This window comes from Pseudomonas sp. P108 (genome assembly GCF_032613195.1).
Taxonomy (GTDB): Bacteria; Pseudomonadota; Gammaproteobacteria; order Pseudomonadales; family Pseudomonadaceae; genus Aquipseudomonas.
The window spans coordinates 1,566,989-1,582,272 of record NZ_CP126691.1; the positions used below are offsets into that span (position 1 = coordinate 1,566,989).

Genomic DNA, 15,284 nt, shown 5'->3' on the forward strand with positions numbered 1-15,284 from the left:
AGGTTTCCTTGTCGGCTGGCTGACGTTAAGGGTCAGAGCTCTTTACTGAGGGTGCTGAGGAACGCCTGGATCACGTCCTCGTTACGTTTGAAAAAGTGCCATTGCCCGGCCTTCTGGCTGCTGATCAGACCGGCGCGTTGCAACGTCGCGAGGTGCGCAGAAACGGTCGACTGCGACAGGCCGCAGCGTTGATCGATCTGCCCGGCGCAGATGCCGTATTCGTGGTTGTGCAACTGTTCCGGAAATTCGTTCTTCGGGTCTTTCAGCCAGTTGAGGATGTCTCGCCGTACTGGGTGCGCCAGGGCTTTTATTATTTCGTCGAGGTCGAGGTTCATGGCAGGGTGCTCACAATGTGTACAACGCTATATCGCGATGTGGCGAAATATAAATCGTTAGATCGCGATACACCAATATGATTTTGATCTGACGTCAGCATAAATTGGTATATCGCGTTATAACGATACGTGGGTGTATGGCTTGTGGGTCGCAGTGCTAAGCTGCGCCCATGAACTATCTCGCACATTTACACCTCGGTGGCCAGCGCCCCGGGCAACTGCTCGGCAGCCTTTATGGCGATTTCGTCAAAGGCCGGCTGCAAGGGCAGTTTGCGCCGGAGGTGGAGGCGGCCATTCAACTGCATCGACGGATTGACGTGTTTACCGATCGCCATCCGCTGGTGGACATCGCCCTGGGACGGTTTTCCGACACGCGTCGGCGTTATGCCGGGATTGTGCTCGATGTGTTTTTCGATCATTGCCTGGCGCGGGACTGGCGGCTGTATGCCGATCAGCCGCTGGAGGTTTTCACCGCTGACGTTTATCGGGTTCTGACCCGCGAGCGGCAACTGCCCGAGCGACTGGCGAAGATCGCCCCGCACATGGTTGCCAATGACTGGTTGGGTTCGTATCAGCAGTTTGAAGTGCTGGAGCAGGTGTTGCGCGGGATCTCGCGGCGACTGAGCCGTCCGGAGGAACTGGCGGGGGCGATGGAGGAATTGCGGCGGTTGTATGAGCCGTTGAGTGACGACTTCCGCTTGTTCTACCCCCAACTCCAAGACTTCGCCCAAAACCCCGAATCACTGAAGATCTAAATGTGGGAGCGAGCCTGCTCGCGAAGGCGGCGTGTCATTCAGCATCTATATTGGCTGAGATACCGCTATCGCGAGCAGGCTCACTCCTACAGGGGATTTGTGTTTCAGGCGGCAATCAATTCGCCTGCACGACGCGGTTCGGCCGGTTTCGCCACCTCACCAAACAACGCCTTCTGCACCGCCTGCTGCGCTTCAAACGCCAACGCCGCACGCTCACGCCCTTGACAGGCCATCGGCTTGAGCAAGTGCACTTCGACATCGCCGCAATCATTGCTGAACAGGCGCATCAGGTGCGAGAGCAGATCATCGTCGCCAATGAACGGCGCCAGCGCATCGATTTCGCCATCGCGCAGATAACGGATCGCCACCGGTTGCAGCATCACCTCGGAATCAATCGCCGCCGCCAGCAAGCGACCATGAAAGGTTCGCAGCGAACGGCCATCGGTGGTGGTGCCTTCCGGGAACATCAGCAAGGCGTGATCGGTTTGCAGGTGACGGGTCATCTGCTTGCGGATCAACTGGCTGTCGCCCGAACCGCGACGGATGAACAGGCTGCCGGCCTTCGCCGCGAGCCAACCGGCCACCGGCCAGGTACGCACCTCGGCCTTGGACAAAAACGACAGCGGCGTGAGCATGCCGAGCAGTGGAATGTCCGTCCATGAAACGTGGTTGCTGACCCACAGCATCGGCTGTTTCGGCAGTTCACCGTGAACCGTCACGCGAAAGGGCAGGGCATTGCTCAGGCGCGCCATGAAGAAGCGCGACCAGCGCTGACGCCGCTCCATCGAATGCGCCAGGCCAATCCGTTCAATCACGCCGAAGACGCTGGCCATGGTCAAACCCAGCGAAACCACCAACAGCACCCGCGCGATCCGCGCGTACACGCGCAACCGGCTCATTACACAGCCGCCTTGAAGTGCTTGGCGTAGCGCGGGCAGAGTTCGTCGCGTTTGAGCAGGATGAACACGTCGGCGACCTGGAAGTCTTCGTCCCAGCACGGCTCACCGCAGATCTTCGCGCCCAGACGCATGTAAGCCTTGAGCAGCGGCGGCATTTCGGCGATCACGTTGGACGGAATATCCAGGGTTGGCAGCGGATTTTTCGGCTCGGCGCGCAGGTTTTCGGTGCACAGATAACGTTCGCGCAGGCGCTGCATGATCGCGTGGGCCTGAATGCCGCCGTCCTGCATCGGGATGCTCGCGCAGCCCATCAGATAGCTGTAGCCGCCCTGATTCAATACTTCGGCCAACTCGCCCCACAACACCGCGATGGTGCCGCCGTTGCGGTACGCCGGGTCGACGCAGGTGCGGCCGATTTCCAGAATCGGCCCTTGCAGATGAGCGAGGCCGTGCAGGCTGAATTCTTCTTCGCTGTAGAACTTGCCGAGGCTGCTGGCGGCGGTGTGATCGAGCAAACGCGTGGTCGCCACCAGACGGCCGGTGTTCAAATCACGCACGCCGATGTGGCTGCAGTGAACATCATAATCATCCATGTCCAGACCCAGTTCCGCGCCTTTCAGTTTGGCGTTGAACTCGCCGCTGAAGACGTTGAAGCGCAAGGCCTGGGCTTGCTGCAAGGCCTCGGCGCCGATCAGGCGTTCGGCTTGCAGGCGGCGTTCATTGCCGGTGTCGCTGATGCGGGCGATCTGAGTCATGTGAATCTCCGTACGGGCCTTTAACCCGTCGTGGGTTGCAGCCGATCGACTTTCTTTATGCAGCCGTGTTGTGCAAAGTCAGGCTATGTAGCCCCGGTGTCATCGCCATGAAAGTTTGGTGATGCTTATATGACAGCCCACAAGGAGCCTCTTATGCCCTGGCCAGATCTGCTGCACAGCCGTGACCGATTGCCCGCCGTTGCTGACCTGGCCGAGGGTTTTGCGACGTTGTTGCAGCAACTGGGCAACGTCACGCCGTTCGAATTGGCGGTCGCGGGCGGGCGGCGAATGGCGACGCCGGGGCTGGCGTTTCTGGTCGGGTATCAAGCGGCTTTGCGCATGTTGTGGCCGAGTGCGCCGCTGAGCCTTGGCGCATTGTGTGCGACCGAACAGCGCAGTTTGCGTCCGGCGGACATGCAGACGCGGCTCACCGATTTACGCCTGAGTGGGCGCAAGGATTTCGTCACCGCCGGCGATGCGGCGGATTGGCTGTTGATCGCTGCGCGCAGTGAAGAGCCCGGTGAAAGTCCGCGTCTGAGTCTGGCCGTGGTGTATCCCGGCGAGCCCGGCGTGACCGTGGAAAAACTGCCGGCGCTGCCGTTGATGCCGGACATCAGTCATGGCCGGTTGCAGCTTGACGGGGCGTTGTGCGAGTTGCTCGCCGGTGATGGTTGGGATGCTTACGTCAAACCGTTTCGCACGCTGGAAGATGTCTATGTGCTGAGCGCGATGACCGCGTGGCTGTATGGCGTCGGACAGGACAGCGACTGGCCGCAAGCGCTGCAATTGCGTTTGCTGGCGCTGTTGGCCGGGTGCGCGGAGGCGAGTCGGCAACCGCCGAACAATCCGGCCGGGCATGTGTTGCTGGGTGGGTTGTTTGCGCAGTTTGAGGCGCTGGAGGGGGAGGTGAGTCAGGCGTTGGCTGACGGGCCGGCAGAGTGGGCGCAGATGTGGCAGCGCGATCAAGGCGTGATGCAGTTGGCGGCGGGGGCTCGGGCCAAGCGGTTGACCAAGGCTTTGATGGTGAATTGACTGGCCCCTTCGCGAGCAGGCTCGCTCCCACAGGGGACCGCGTTTCTTCAATTGAAATGCGTTCAAAATGTGGGAGCGAGCCTGCTCGCGAAGGCGCCCTCAAAATCACCACACATCTGTCATCAACCCCGACTAGTCTCAGCAGGTTCTCCCCAAGAGCCCTCACCATGTGCAAAGGCCTGCCCCTGTTTCTGCTGCTGATCTGCTTCACCGTTCAAGCCGAACAGTGGCCCGGCGAACAATGGCCAACTGGCACGACGATCACCGATACAGGAGCGCTGGATAATTACGCCTTCCCACCTCGCGACGACGCAACCCGCCAAGGCATCCGCACCGATGCCCTGCTGATCATCCGCGACGGTCAGATCCTCTACGAACGCTACGCCGGCCCGACCACCGAGCAAACCCCGCACCTGACCTGGTCGATCAGTAAAAGCCTGATGGCCACCGTCCTCGGCGTGGCATACGGCGAAGGCCTGTTCAAACTCGAAGATCCCGCCGCAAAGTTCTACCCGCCACTGGCAAAATACCCGGAGATAAAAATCGCCGATCTGCTGCACTGGGCCTCCGGTATCGATTGGCAGGAAGACTACGAATATGCCCCGCTGAGGTCCTCGGTGGTGGCGATGCTTTACACCCGTGGTCATCACGATATGGCTGCGTTCACCGCTAACCACGACAGCTACGCCGCTCCCGGGCAGGCGTTCCGCTATTCCAGCGGCGACAGCAACCTGCTCGCGGCGGCGTTGAAAACCATCGTCGGGTCGCAGCGTTATTCGGATTATCCGTGGACGGCTTTGTTCGAGCCGTTGGGCATCCGTCACGCCGTGTGGGAAACCGATGCCAGCGGCACGTTTGTCGCGTCGTCTTACGCTTATCTGACAGCCCGGGATCTGGCGCGCGTCGGTCTGTTGATGGCCCGCGACGGGCGCTGGAATGATCGCCAATTGCTGCCCAAGGATTGGGTCGCGTTCAACCTTGAACCCTTCGCCGGTTACAAGGCTCATCAGGACGAAGCGGTGCCCGGCGGCCAATGGTGGCTCAATCGTCCGGCCGATGGCGACGCGTCACCGTGGCCCGACGCACCGCCGGACACCTTCGCCGCGCTTGGTCATTGGGGCCAGGCGCTGTACGTGATCCCCAGCGAGAAACTGGTGATCGTGCGATATGGCGATGACCGCGACGGCAGCTACCGCCACAACGAATTGCTCAAACACGTGCTGAAGGCGGTGCGGCCATGAAGCGCTTTTTGCTGTTACTGCTTGTTCTGCTGCTCGGCTGGGTTGTCTACGAGCGCGAAAATCTGTGGGCTTTCCCGGACATCATCAGCGCTTACACCGCCAAGGAATATTGTTCGTGCCGGTATGTGATGAACAACGGTGCCGAGTATTGCCGTGGCTATGTCAAACAATGGCTGCCGACCAGCCAGTTCACCGATGACCCTGCCAGCAAAACCATCACCGTCAGCGGCATGGGCCGCAGCAATCGCGCCCAATGGTTGAGCGAACGCCAAGGCTGTCGTTTACAGCCTTAAAAGATCGCAGCCTTCGGCAGCTCCTACATGACCGGGTCCACCCTGTAGGAGCTGCCGAAGGCTGCGATCTTTTGATCTTGATGTTGCAATAACTTTGGGGGCGGTTAAGGTTCGTGCAGGTTTATCGGCCCCACGAGTGTTCAATGTTCAACCGCTCCCTGTGTGCAACCCTGTCCAGCCTGCTGCTCGCTGCCGTCACGCTGCCGGCGCAGGCCAATTGGTATCTGGACGGCGAGTCGTCGCGGCTGTCGTTCGTCAGCACGAAAAACGCCAATGTTTCCGAAGTGCAGCGCTTTCTGGTGCTGCACGGTAAGGTCGATCCCAATGGTCGCGCCGAAGTCGAGGTCGAGCTGGACTCGATCAACAGCGGCATCCCGCTGCGCGACGAGCGCATGCGCAAGGAGCTGTTCCAGATCGGGCAATTCCCCGAAGCGACCATCACCACCCAGATCGACCTGCGCCCGATCAACGATCTGGCCCCCGGTGCGCAACTGGAATTGCGTCTGCCGCTGACCGTCAACCTGCACGGCAAGCAACATGAATACCCGGCCGAACTCTTGGCAACGCGCCTTGATGATCGCCGCTTTCAGGTGGTGACGCTGGAGCCGCTGGTGATCAACGCCGAGGATTTCGATCTGCTGCCAGGGCTGGAAAGCCTGCGCAAGCTCGCCGGTCTGTCGGCCATCAGTCTGTCGGTGCCGGTGGGTGCGGTGCTGATCTTCACGGCGCGCTGACATGCGCGGCGCGGTGTTCCCGTGGCGGGACGGCAACCGGTTCGAACTGCTGATCGACGGTCCGCAATTCTTTCCGCGCATGCTCGAGCAGATTGCTGGCGCGCAGGAGCAGATCGAACTGGAGTTGTATCTGGTCGAGGCTGGCGCCTGTGCCGAAACCATCGTGCAAGCGCTGGTGCTGGCCGCCGAGCGCGGTGTGCGTGTGCGTTGTCTGTTCGACGATTACGGCAGCCTCGCCTTCACCCTCAATCTGCGTCAGCGCCTGATCCAGTCCGGGGTTGAACTGCGTTTCTACAATCGGCTGAACTGGCGGCGCTGGGTCGGCAACTTCTATCGGGATCACCGCAAATTGCTGCTGGTCGATCAATGTCTGGCGGTGGTCGGTGGCACCGGTGTCACCGATGAGTTCTGGACGCCGGGCCATGACAGCAGCGAATGGCACGAAGTGATGGTCGAGATCCGCGGGCCGTTGGTGATCGACTGGCAATTGCTCTTTGATCGTCAGTGGATTGCCAACCGTTATCGCCGCGCCTGGCGCCCGGCCGCGCATTTCGGTCTGCCGCGTTTGCCTCGAGTGCCGGACAAGGGCGAGGGCATGGGCCGCGTGGCGTATGCCGACGCCCGCCAGCACCGCGACATTCTGCAGTCGCTGTTCCGCGCCTTGAACAGTGGGCAAAAACGCATCTGGATGGCCACGCCGTATTTCCTGCCAACGTGGAAAATCCGCCGCTCCCTGCGCAAGGCTGCGGCGCGCGGTGTTGATGTGCGGCTGCTGCTGACCGGGCCGCGCACCGATCACCCGTCAGTGCGCTACGCCGGGCATCGTTATTACCCGCGACTGCTCAAGGCCGGGGTGCAGATCTTCGAATACCAGCCGTGTTTTCTGCATTTGAAAATGGTGCTGGTGGACGATTGGGTGAGCATCGGTTCGTGCAACTTCGACCACTGGAACCTGCGCTTCAATCTGGAGGCGAATCTGGAGGCGCTGGACCCGTCGTTGACGGCAGCGGTAGAGGCGAGTTTTGTGAAGGACTTCGGGCTGAGCCAGCAGGTGAGTCTGGAGGAGTGGCAGCGCCGGCCGTTGTGGCGACGGGTCAAGCAGCGGGTGTGGGGCTGGGTGGATCGGGTGGTGGTCAATATTCTCGACCGCCGCGGGTAAAACCGATTTTGAATACACCCTAAATCCAATGTGGGAGCGAGCCTGCTCGCGAAAGCGGTGTGTCAGTCAGCAATTGTTTATCTGAATGACCGCTTTCGCGAGCAGGCTCGCTCCCACAGGGTTTTGCGGTGTGCTTGCGGTTACAGCAATTCAAAGCTCTGCTGCGTCACGTTCTGGGAATCCAGGCCGATCTGCACGTTGAACTTGCCAGGCTCTGCCGCGTACTTGAGCTGGGCGTTGTAGAACTTCAGGTCATCCTCGGTGATGGTGAAGTGCACGACTTTCTGTTCGCCGGCCTTGAGCATGATTTTCTGGAAGTTCTTCAGTTCTTTCACCGGGCGGATCATCGAACCGGTGACGTCCTGGATGTACAACTGCACCACGGTTTCGCCGTCACGCTTGCCGGTGTTTTTCACCATGACGCTGGCGTCGAGCTTGCCAGTGGCGTTGAGGGTGGTTGACGACAGCGCCATGTCGCTCAGGGCGAAGTTGGTGTAGCTCAGGCCGTAACCGAAGGGGAACAGCGGCCCGGTGGTGTCATCGAAATACTGCGAGGTGTAGTTGCCCGGTTTGCCCGGCGTGAACGGCCGGCCAATGCTCAGGTGGTTGTAGTAGGTCGGGATCTGGCCCACGGAACGCGGGAAGGTCACCGGCAGTTTGCCCGACGGGTTGTAGTCGCCGAACAGTACGTCGGCGATGGCGTTGCCGCCCTCGGTGCCGCTGAACCAGGTTTCCAGAATCGCGTCAGCCGACTGGTTCTCTTCGAGAATGGTCAGCGGACGGCCGTTCATCAGTACCAGCACCAGCGGTTTGCCGGTGGCTTTGAGCGCACGGATCAGCTCGCGCTGGCTTTCCGGGATGTTCAGGTCGGTGCGGCTGGAGGATTCGTGGGACATGCCACGGGATTCACCTACCGCTGCAACGATCACGTCAGCGTCTTTTGCAGCTTTCACTGCTTCGTCGATCAGCACGTTGGCCGGACGCGGGTCATCGACCACTTCTGGCGCATCGAAGTTGAGGAAGTTCAGGTAGTCGAGGACCTTCTTGTCGCTGGTGATGTTGGCGCCACGGGCGTAGATCAGGTTCGACTTATTGCCGATCACCGAACTCATGCCGTCGAACAGCGTCACCGATTGCGCAGGGCGCCCGGCGGCGGCCCAGCTGCCCATCATGTCGATCGGCGCTTTGGCCAGCGGGCCGACCAGCGCGACTTTTGCGTCTTTCTTCAGCGGCAGGGTTTCGTTCTGGTTCTTCAGCAACACCAGGCTGCGACGCGCGACTTCGCGGGCCTCGGCACGGTGCAGACGGCTTTCGGCGTAGGTGTCGGCCGGATCATCTTCAGCCTTGCCGATGCGCAGGTACGGGTCCTTGAACAGGCCCATGTCGTACTTGGCCGCGAGCACTTCACGCACGGCGTTGTCGATGTCTTTCTGCTCGATCTCACCGGACTTGAGCAGGCCCGGCAGCTCTTTGCCGTACAGAGTGTCGTTCATGCTCATGTCGATGCCGGCCTTGATCGCCAGCTTCGCCGCTTCACGACCGTCGCGGGCGACACCGTGCTTGATCAGTTCGAAGATCGCGCCGTGGTCGCTGACCGCCAGGCCTTTGAAGCCCCAGTCGCGGCGCAGCAGATCGTTCATCAGCCAGGTGTTGGCGGTGGCCGGAATGCCGTTGATCGAGTTCAACGCGACCATCACACCACCGGCGCCGGCATCGATCGCGGCGCGGTACGGCGGCAGGTAATCCTGGTACATCTTCACCGGACTCATGTCGACGGTGTTGTAGTCGCGACCGCCCTCGACCGCGCCGTACAGGGCGAAGTGCTTGACGCTGGCCATGATGCTGTCAGCCGCGCTCGGGGTGGCACCCTGATAGGCGCGGACCATGACGCCAGCGATGCGCGAAGTCAGGTAAGTGTCTTCACCGAAACCTTCGGAGCTGCGGCCCCAGCGCGGGTCGCGAGAGATGTCGACCATCGGCGCAAAGGTGATGTCGAGGCTGTCGGCGGCGGCTTCTTTCGCGGCCACGCGTCCGGACTGGCCGATGGCGTCCATGTCCCAGCTCGAGGCGAGGGCCAGCGGAATCGGGAAAATCGTACGGTGACCGTGGATCACGTCGTACGCGAAAAACATCGGAATCTTCAGGCGACTGCGCATGGCAGCGTCCTGCATCGGACGGTTTTCCGCACGGGTGATCGAGTTGAACGTGCCGCCGATGTTGCCGGTGGCGATCTCTTTGCGGATCAGTTCGCGGGGCATTTCCGGGCCGATGCTGATCAGGCGCAGCTGGCCGATTTTTTCATCGAGGGTCATTTGATTCATCAGATTGCTGATGAATGCGTCCTTGTTTTCCAGAGGTACCGGGGTCGTGGCGGCCAATACTTGATGACTGGCCAGGCTGACGAACAGACCCAGCAAACACAGCTTCTTCATGAATATTTTTCTCAAGGGCCCAAACGGCGAGGTAACGCCGGCCAGCCAAAATTTAGGGAGCGACTATTGTTGTTCGGGTGCAGGCTCGAAAACACCGAGCCAAAAACGACAGCCGACACTCGGCAGCGTGAACGCGCAGGGCACTTTTTAGCCCATTGGCCCGTCGTAATCCAGCGACGCGGCCGATTATGCCCCAAGAGCCCGCCAAGAATGTTTCGCGCTCGGTTTTTATAGTGAAATGTGCCAAGGAGCATCACTGCGATGAATGTAAGCCCAACCAATCGCTCGCGTTTGCAGGTCGCCACGCTGCTGGTGCTGGCCACGTTGTTGACCGCGTGCGGCATCAACAATATCCCGACCCTCGACGAACAGGCCAAAGCCGCGTGGGGCCAGGTGCAGAACCAGTACCAGCGCCGCGCTGACCTGATCCCCAATCTGGTGGAAACGGTGAAAGGTTATGCGGCTCACGAGCAGGAAACGCTGACCGCAGTGATCGAGGCGCGGGCCAAGGCGACCTCGATCCAGGTCGATGCCAGCACCCTCGACAACCCCGAGAAGCTCAAGCAGTTCCAGCAGGCGCAGGATCAACTGACCGGCGCGTTGAGCCGCTTGATGGTGGTCTCCGAGCGCTACCCGGATCTGAAGGCCAACCAGAACTTCCTCGCCCTGCAATCGCAACTCGAGGGCACGGAAAACCGTATCGCCGTGGCGCGCCGCGATTTCATTCTGGCGGTGCAGAAATACAACACCGAAATCCGCACCTTTCCCGGTCGCCTCTGGCACAGCGTGATGTACAGCGACCTGCCGATCCGCGAAACCTTCGAAGCCACCACGCCCGGCGCGGAAAAGGCCCCGGAAGTGAAATTCTGATTCGAGGTTGTCCATGCGCGTGTTGAAAATGGGCCTGGTGCTGATGCTGTGGCTGTTCGCCGTCAGCGCCCAGGCCGAGTTGACGTTCCCGGCGTTGAGCGGCCGGGTGGTGGACGAAGCGCAGATGATCGACCCGTCGGTGCGCGCGCAACTGGGCCAACAGTTGCAGGCCCACGAGCAGGCGACCGGCGAGCAATTGGTCGTGGTCACGGTGCCGGATCTGCAAGGCACCACCATCGAAGATTTCGGCGTTCAGCTCGGCCGGCACTGGGGCATCGGCCAGAAGGACAAGAACAACGGGGCACTGCTGATCGTCGCCCGTGACGAGCGCAAACTGCGCATCGAAGTCGGTTATGGCCTGGAAGACCGACTGACTGACGCGCAGACTTCGGTGATCATCCATCAAGTCATAACCCCAGCCTTCAAGACCGGCAATTTCAGCAAAGGCATCAGCGATGGCGTCGCGGCGATGCTGGTGGTGCTCGGTGGCAATCCGCTGGATGAACCGTCGACGGTGTATGAGTCCAGCGGTGATCCGGCCGACGATTTCATCTCGCGGCACCCGGCACTGTTCGTGTTTTTAGTGATGTTGTTCATCTTGACGGTGTTTGTCTGCCAGATGCTCGGTATCCTGCCCGCTGGCCGTGGCGGCTCCGGAGGAGGGGGCGGCTTTGGCGGTGGCGGCGGCTTTGGCGGCGGTGGTGGAGGCGGGGGCTTCAGCGGCGGCGGGGGCAGTTTCGGCGGCGGCGGTTCGTCCGGCGGCTGGTGAGATCAGAAGAATAATGAGCAGGCACTTTTCAACATGGCATTACTGACTGAACACGAACAACGCAAAGTCGCCGAGGCGATCGCCCGGGTCGAGCGCGACACCGACGCCGAACTGGTGACGGTGCTGGCCGCCCGCGCCGATGACTACGCGTACATCCCGCTGTTGTGGGCGAGCCTTTTGGCACTGGTGGTGCCGGGCGTCGTGCACTACCTGACCGGGTGGCTGACCCTGCGCAGTCTGCTGCTGGTGCAGTGGGGCGCGTTCATCGTGCTGTGCCTGCTGTTTCGTTTGCCGAAAATCACTACCCATCTGATCCCGCGCCGCGTGCGGCATTGGCGCGCATCCAACCTGGCGCGCCGGCAGTTTCTCGAGCAGAACCTGCACCACACGGTGGGCAGCACCGGCATGCTGATTTTTGTTTGCGAGGCGGAGCGGTATGTGGAGATTCTGGTGGATGAGGGGATTTCCAAACGGCTCGATAATAAGAGTTGGGATGCGATTGTTGCGGCGTTTACCGAGCAGGTCAGGCAGGGGCGCACGTTGGAGGGATTTGTGACGTGTATCGAGGCGTGTGGGGAATTGCTGAAGGTGCATGTGCCGGTGACGCAGGTGAGGAATGAGTTGCCGAATCGGTTGGTGGTGTTGGGTTAGGTTGCAGATTTTTTATTCGGCTTGAGGGCCATACCCTCACCCCAGCCCTCTCCCAGAGGGAGAGGGAGCCGACCGAGGTGTCTTGCGCTGGACATCGACTTGGAAAAACGTATCGATTTTGGATTCAAAGCAAATCGTTCAAGTCGGTGTATCTCGTCAATATCCCCCAATCAGTCCCCTCTACCTCTGGGAGAGGGCTAGGGTGAGGGCCGCTTTTAAAGAACCGTTCGGTAAATAAGAGCGTGTCCCCAACCCCCATCCCCCCTAAAATACCCGCCATTCCCGATTTCGCCCGTCCGAGGCCGCTTTTCCATGTCCGTTACTGCCCCGTCCATCAAGCCTGCGCCCGATCACCACGCCCAGTTCATCGAGCTGCTGCAAACCAGCCTCGAACAGAACGGTTTCATCAAACTGGTGCTGGCCAAGTACGTCGGTGACGAAGCGGATCTGCAGCGGGTCATCATCAAAGCGGTGACGGTCAAGGCGCAGCCGAATCTGTCGTTCGTCTATCGCTACAAAACCCGTGACATCACCAAAAACCTGCCCTTGGTTGACGGTGTGGCGACGATTGCCGCGCTGTTGCCGGCCTCGTTCAAAAATGCGCATTTACTCGCTGTGGCTGACGAAGCCCAGCTCGAATACAGCAAAAAGGGCAAGTCTTCGCTGTTCAAGAGCAAACCTCAGCAATTGCGCGAAGCGCCGTCCGCCGAACACAACCGTGAGAAAAATCGTTATCTCGAACTGAGCCGGCCGTTCCTCAAGGACTTGGGCGTGACCAACACCCAGCACGAGCTGATCCCGGCAATGTCGCGCAAGTGGAAGCAGATCAACAAGTTCATCGAAGTGTTCAGCCACGCCCTGACCTCGTCGCCGCTGGCGCTGGACAAACCGGTGCGGGTGGCGGATTTCGGTTCGGGCAAGGGTTACCTGACGTTCGCGATTCACGATTACCTGCGCAACACCTTGAACGCCGAGGGCGAAGTCACGGGTGTCGAGTTGCGTGAGGAAATGGTCAACCTGTGCAACGCTGCGGCGGCGAAGCTCGATCATCCGGGCCTGGTGTTCAAGTGCGGTGACGTGCGCAGCGTGGCGCCGAGCGAGCTGGACGTGATGATCGCCCTGCATGCCTGCGACATCGCCACCGACTACGCGATCCACACCGGCATCCGTTCGGGCGCGTCGATCATCATGTGCTCGCCGTGCTGCCATAAACAGATTCGCTTGCAGATCCAGAGCCCGGCGCTGCTCAAACCGATGTTGCAATACGGTTTGCATCTGGGGCAGCAGGCAGAAATGGTCACCGACAGTTTGCGTGCGCTGTTCCTTGAGGCCTGCGGTTACGAGACCAAGGTCTTCGAGTTCATCTCGCTGGATCACACCAACAAGAACAAGATGATTCTGGCGGTAAAACGCGCCGAGCCGGTGGACCCGGCGCAGTTGTTGGTGAAGATTCAGGAGTTGAAAGACTTCTACAACATCAGCGAGCACTGCCTGGAAACCTTGCTGCGCGCTGACGGCTACCTGGCGTGATACAAAACCCTGTGGGAGCGAGCTTGCTCGCGAAGGGGCCATAACAGCCAACATCATCGTTGACTGTCAGTCCGCCTTCGCGAGCAAGCTCGCTCCCACATTTGATTTCACCGCGGTTTTGCGGCCGAGCATGACAGTGGCGATGACTCCGCAGGCAAACACCCAAGTAATCGGCTCGACATGTTCACCAAAGAACAGCGCCGAAAACGCGATGGTGAAGAAGATCTGCAGCAACTGGATCTGACTGACCCGGGCAATGCCGCCCATGGCCAACCCGGCGTACCAGGCAAAGAAGCCGAGAAACTGCGAAAACAGCGCCACATAACCAAACGCCCACCAGGTTTTGGCCGACACCGCACCCTGATGTTGCAGCGCCAGATACAACACTGGCCCGATCAACAGCGGCGTCGACAGCACCAGCGCCCAGCAGATCACCTGCCAGCCGCCCATCTCCTTGGCCAACCGGCCGCCTTCGGCATAACCCAAGCCACCGACGGCAATCGCGCCGAGCATCAGCAAATCACCCGCCTGAATGCTACCGGCACCGGTATACAACGCATAACCGAGTACCAGCGCACTGCCCAGCGCCGCGCAGGCCCAGAAGGCTTTTGACGGGCGCTCATGGGACAACCACGCGGCATACAGCGCCACGCACAGCGGTTGCAGGCCGTTGACCAGCGCACCATGGGAGGCCGGCAAGGTTTGCATGGCCCACGCCGACAGCACCGGAAAACCCAGAATCACCCCGGCGATCACCAGACTCAGGCCTTTGACTTGCTGCCAGGTTGGCCACTTCTCGCGGCGCCACAGCAACAGCAACGCCGCAGGAATCGCTGCAAACAATGCGCGACCCAAACCGTTGAGCAATGGATGCAGTTCCTGCACCACGATGCGGGTGAAGGGCAGGGTGAGACTGAAAATCACCACGCCGAGCAGACCGAGGGCCATGCCGGTGTTTTCGCGCGAGGACATGATGGGAGACCAGAATCGTAGGAAATTGGAAGGTGTCCTCATCTAGCCATAATCCGCGAATTTCTGGGTGTTACAGCTAGGCACGAACTTAGGCGTACAGTTTGCGGACGCCATCGCGAGCAGGCTCACTCCTACAGTTGAAATGCGTACTTCTGTAGGAGTGAGCCTGCTCGCGATGGCGTCAACTCGGTAGTAGCCCGTTGTTACCCGTCATTCTCGAATAGGTCTACCTTGAACACTCACAGGTAAATTCCAGAGGAGTCCTCCCCATGGCCGCGAAAAAGATCCTGATGCTGGTCGGCGATTACGTCGAAGACTACGAAGTGATGGTGCCATTCCAGGCCCTGCAAATGGTCGGTCACACCGTCCACGCCGTTTGCCCGGACAAGGCCGCCGGCAAAACCGTGCGCACCGCGATCCATGATTTCGAAGGCGATCAGACTTACAGCGAAAAGCCCGGTCACCTGTTCGCCCTCAACTTCGACTTCGCCAAGGTCAGCGAGGCCGATTACGACGCACTGCTGATCCCCGGTGGTCGTGCCCCGGAATACCTGCGCCTGAACGAAAAAGTCCTCGAGCTGGTGCGTGCCTTCGACAAGGCCGGCAAACCGATTGCCGCCGTTTGCCACGGCGCACAATTGCTGGCAGCGGCGGGCGTGCTTGAAGGTCGCGAATGCAGCGCCTATCCGGCCTGTGCGCCGGAAGTGCGACTGGCGGGCGGTACGTACATCGACATTCCGGTGACGGACGGCCACGTTCAAGGCAATCTGGCCACTGCACCGGCGTGGCCGGCGCATCCGAACTGGCTGGCCGGGTTCCTCGGTTTGCTCGGCACCAAAATCACTCTGTAACGAGGA

16 protein-coding genes are annotated in these 15,284 nt (G+C 60.4%); 11 read left to right on the plus strand and 5 right to left on the minus strand.

Features of this window, described 5'->3' with window-relative positions:
• Window positions 1-32: 32 nt before the first annotated feature.
• Window positions 33-335, minus strand: a complete 303-nt coding sequence (locus QOM10_RS06840; RefSeq protein WP_007917068.1) for an ArsR/SmtB family transcription factor — start codon at window positions 333-335, stop codon at window positions 33-35.
• A 170-nt stretch (window positions 336-505) separates the two neighbouring features.
• Between QOM10_RS06840 and QOM10_RS06845 the strand changes: the two genes are divergently transcribed.
• The gene (locus tag QOM10_RS06845) at window positions 506-1,090 is read left to right on the plus strand and encodes an ACP phosphodiesterase (protein ID WP_316917777.1); all 585 of its coding nucleotides are present in this window, start codon (window positions 506-508) and stop codon (window positions 1,088-1,090) included.
• A 104-nt stretch (window positions 1,091-1,194) separates the two neighbouring features.
• On the opposite strand, the gene QOM10_RS06850 is transcribed toward QOM10_RS06845, so the two are convergent.
• Window positions 1,195-1,989 (minus strand): lysophospholipid acyltransferase family protein, encoded by a 795-nt coding sequence (locus QOM10_RS06850; RefSeq protein ID WP_316917778.1) that lies wholly within the window; start codon window positions 1,987-1,989, stop codon window positions 1,195-1,197.
• A complete protein-coding gene (gene olsB, locus QOM10_RS06855; RefSeq protein ID WP_016982801.1) occupies window positions 1,989-2,744 on the minus strand; it encodes an L-ornithine N(alpha)-acyltransferase in 756 nt (251 codons plus the stop codon). The genes QOM10_RS06850 and olsB overlap by 1 nt, the downstream gene beginning before the upstream one ends.
• A 153-nt stretch (window positions 2,745-2,897) precedes the next feature.
• Here olsB and QOM10_RS06860 point away from each other — a divergent pair, with 153 nt between their 5' ends.
• The 5 genes from QOM10_RS06860 (at window position 2,898) to QOM10_RS06880 (ending at window position 7,203) form a co-directional block, all read left to right on the plus strand.
• On the plus strand, window positions 2,898-3,776 hold the full coding sequence (locus QOM10_RS06860) for an acyl-CoA dehydrogenase family protein (protein ID WP_127926140.1): 879 nt from the start codon (window positions 2,898-2,900) through the stop codon (window positions 3,774-3,776).
• Window positions 3,777-3,943: 167 nt separating this feature from the next.
• On the plus strand, window positions 3,944-5,017 hold the full coding sequence (locus QOM10_RS06865) for a serine hydrolase (protein WP_316917779.1): 1,074 nt from the start codon (window positions 3,944-3,946) through the stop codon (window positions 5,015-5,017).
• Window positions 5,014-5,310 carry an amidase gene (locus QOM10_RS06870; protein WP_127926142.1) on the plus strand — a complete coding sequence of 99 codons (297 nt, stop codon included), beginning with the start codon at window positions 5,014-5,016 and terminating at the stop codon, window positions 5,308-5,310. Before QOM10_RS06865 ends, QOM10_RS06870 begins: the two co-directional genes overlap by 4 nt.
• A gap of 143 nt (window positions 5,311-5,453) precedes the next feature.
• The gene (locus QOM10_RS06875) at window positions 5,454-6,044 is read left to right on the plus strand and encodes a YceI family protein (protein ID WP_316917780.1); all 591 of its coding nucleotides are present in this window, start codon (window positions 5,454-5,456) and stop codon (window positions 6,042-6,044) included.
• A gap of 1 nt (window position 6,045) precedes the next feature.
• A complete protein-coding gene (locus tag QOM10_RS06880; protein ID WP_127926144.1) occupies window positions 6,046-7,203 on the plus strand; it encodes a phospholipase D-like domain-containing protein in 1,158 nt (385 codons plus the stop codon).
• Window positions 7,204-7,343: 140 nt separating this feature from the next.
• On the opposite strand, the gene bglX is transcribed toward QOM10_RS06880, so the two are convergent.
• Window positions 7,344-9,635, minus strand: coding sequence for a beta-glucosidase BglX (gene bglX, locus QOM10_RS06885; protein WP_150749350.1), 2,292 nt, complete (start codon window positions 9,633-9,635; stop codon window positions 7,344-7,346).
• A gap of 261 nt (window positions 9,636-9,896) precedes the next feature.
• Here bglX and QOM10_RS06890 point away from each other — a divergent pair, with 261 nt between their 5' ends.
• The 4 genes from QOM10_RS06890 to QOM10_RS06905 all read left to right on the plus strand — a co-directional run bounded on the left by QOM10_RS06890 (window position 9,897) and on the right by QOM10_RS06905 (window position 13,455).
• Window positions 9,897-10,505 (plus strand): LemA family protein, encoded by a 609-nt coding sequence (locus QOM10_RS06890; protein WP_095119162.1) that lies wholly within the window; start codon window positions 9,897-9,899, stop codon window positions 10,503-10,505.
• 13 nt (window positions 10,506-10,518) lie between these two features.
• Entirely contained in the window at window positions 10,519-11,274 is a 756-nt protein-coding gene (locus tag QOM10_RS06895; protein ID WP_160038613.1) for a TPM domain-containing protein, read from the plus strand.
• A 33-nt stretch (window positions 11,275-11,307) separates the two neighbouring features.
• Window positions 11,308-11,925, plus strand: coding sequence for a TPM domain-containing protein (locus QOM10_RS06900; RefSeq protein WP_007916305.1), 618 nt, complete (start codon window positions 11,308-11,310; stop codon window positions 11,923-11,925).
• Between the two features lie 312 nt (window positions 11,926-12,237).
• Entirely contained in the window at window positions 12,238-13,455 is a 1,218-nt protein-coding gene (locus QOM10_RS06905) for a class I SAM-dependent methyltransferase (RefSeq protein ID WP_150773855.1), read from the plus strand.
• Between the two features lie 66 nt (window positions 13,456-13,521).
• Here the strand turns inward: QOM10_RS06905 and QOM10_RS06910 are convergent, their stop codons facing one another.
• Window positions 13,522-14,427, minus strand: coding sequence for a DMT family transporter (locus tag QOM10_RS06910; protein WP_016982791.1), 906 nt, complete (start codon window positions 14,425-14,427; stop codon window positions 13,522-13,524).
• Window positions 14,428-14,696: 269 nt separating this feature from the next.
• Here QOM10_RS06910 and QOM10_RS06915 point away from each other — a divergent pair, with 269 nt between their 5' ends.
• On the plus strand, window positions 14,697-15,278 hold the full coding sequence (locus QOM10_RS06915) for a DJ-1/PfpI family protein (RefSeq protein ID WP_316917781.1): 582 nt from the start codon (window positions 14,697-14,699) through the stop codon (window positions 15,276-15,278).
• Window positions 15,279-15,284: the final 6 nt, after the last annotated feature.

Excerpts from the sequence above, each read along its gene's own strand:
- QOM10_RS06840 (WP_007917068.1), bottom strand. The coding sequence starts at position 335 with ATGAACCTCGACCTCGACGAAATAATAAAAGCCCTGGCGCACCCAGTA.
- QOM10_RS06845 (WP_316917777.1), top strand. The coding sequence starts at position 506 with ATGAACTATCTCGCACATTTACACCTCGGTGGCCAGCGCCCCGGGCAA.
- QOM10_RS06850 (WP_316917778.1), bottom strand. The coding sequence starts at position 1,989 with ATGAGCCGGTTGCGCGTGTACGCGCGGATCGCGCGGGTGCTGTTGGTG.
- olsB (WP_016982801.1), bottom strand. The coding sequence starts at position 2,744 with ATGACTCAGATCGCCCGCATCAGCGACACCGGCAATGAACGCCGCCTG.
- QOM10_RS06860 (WP_127926140.1), top strand. The coding sequence starts at position 2,898 with ATGCCCTGGCCAGATCTGCTGCACAGCCGTGACCGATTGCCCGCCGTT.
- QOM10_RS06865 (WP_316917779.1), top strand. The coding sequence starts at position 3,944 with ATGTGCAAAGGCCTGCCCCTGTTTCTGCTGCTGATCTGCTTCACCGTT.
- QOM10_RS06870 (WP_127926142.1), top strand. The coding sequence starts at position 5,014 with ATGAAGCGCTTTTTGCTGTTACTGCTTGTTCTGCTGCTCGGCTGGGTT.
- QOM10_RS06875 (WP_316917780.1), top strand. The coding sequence starts at position 5,454 with ATGTTCAACCGCTCCCTGTGTGCAACCCTGTCCAGCCTGCTGCTCGCT.
- QOM10_RS06880 (WP_127926144.1), top strand. The coding sequence starts at position 6,046 with ATGCGCGGCGCGGTGTTCCCGTGGCGGGACGGCAACCGGTTCGAACTG.
- bglX (WP_150749350.1), bottom strand. The coding sequence starts at position 9,635 with ATGAAGAAGCTGTGTTTGCTGGGTCTGTTCGTCAGCCTGGCCAGTCAT.
- QOM10_RS06890 (WP_095119162.1), top strand. The coding sequence starts at position 9,897 with ATGAATGTAAGCCCAACCAATCGCTCGCGTTTGCAGGTCGCCACGCTG.
- QOM10_RS06895 (WP_160038613.1), top strand. The coding sequence starts at position 10,519 with ATGCGCGTGTTGAAAATGGGCCTGGTGCTGATGCTGTGGCTGTTCGCC.
- QOM10_RS06900 (WP_007916305.1), top strand. The coding sequence starts at position 11,308 with ATGGCATTACTGACTGAACACGAACAACGCAAAGTCGCCGAGGCGATC.
- QOM10_RS06905 (WP_150773855.1), top strand. The coding sequence starts at position 12,238 with ATGTCCGTTACTGCCCCGTCCATCAAGCCTGCGCCCGATCACCACGCC.
- QOM10_RS06910 (WP_016982791.1), bottom strand. The coding sequence starts at position 14,427 with ATGTCCTCGCGCGAAAACACCGGCATGGCCCTCGGTCTGCTCGGCGTG.
- QOM10_RS06915 (WP_316917781.1), top strand. The coding sequence starts at position 14,697 with ATGGCCGCGAAAAAGATCCTGATGCTGGTCGGCGATTACGTCGAAGAC.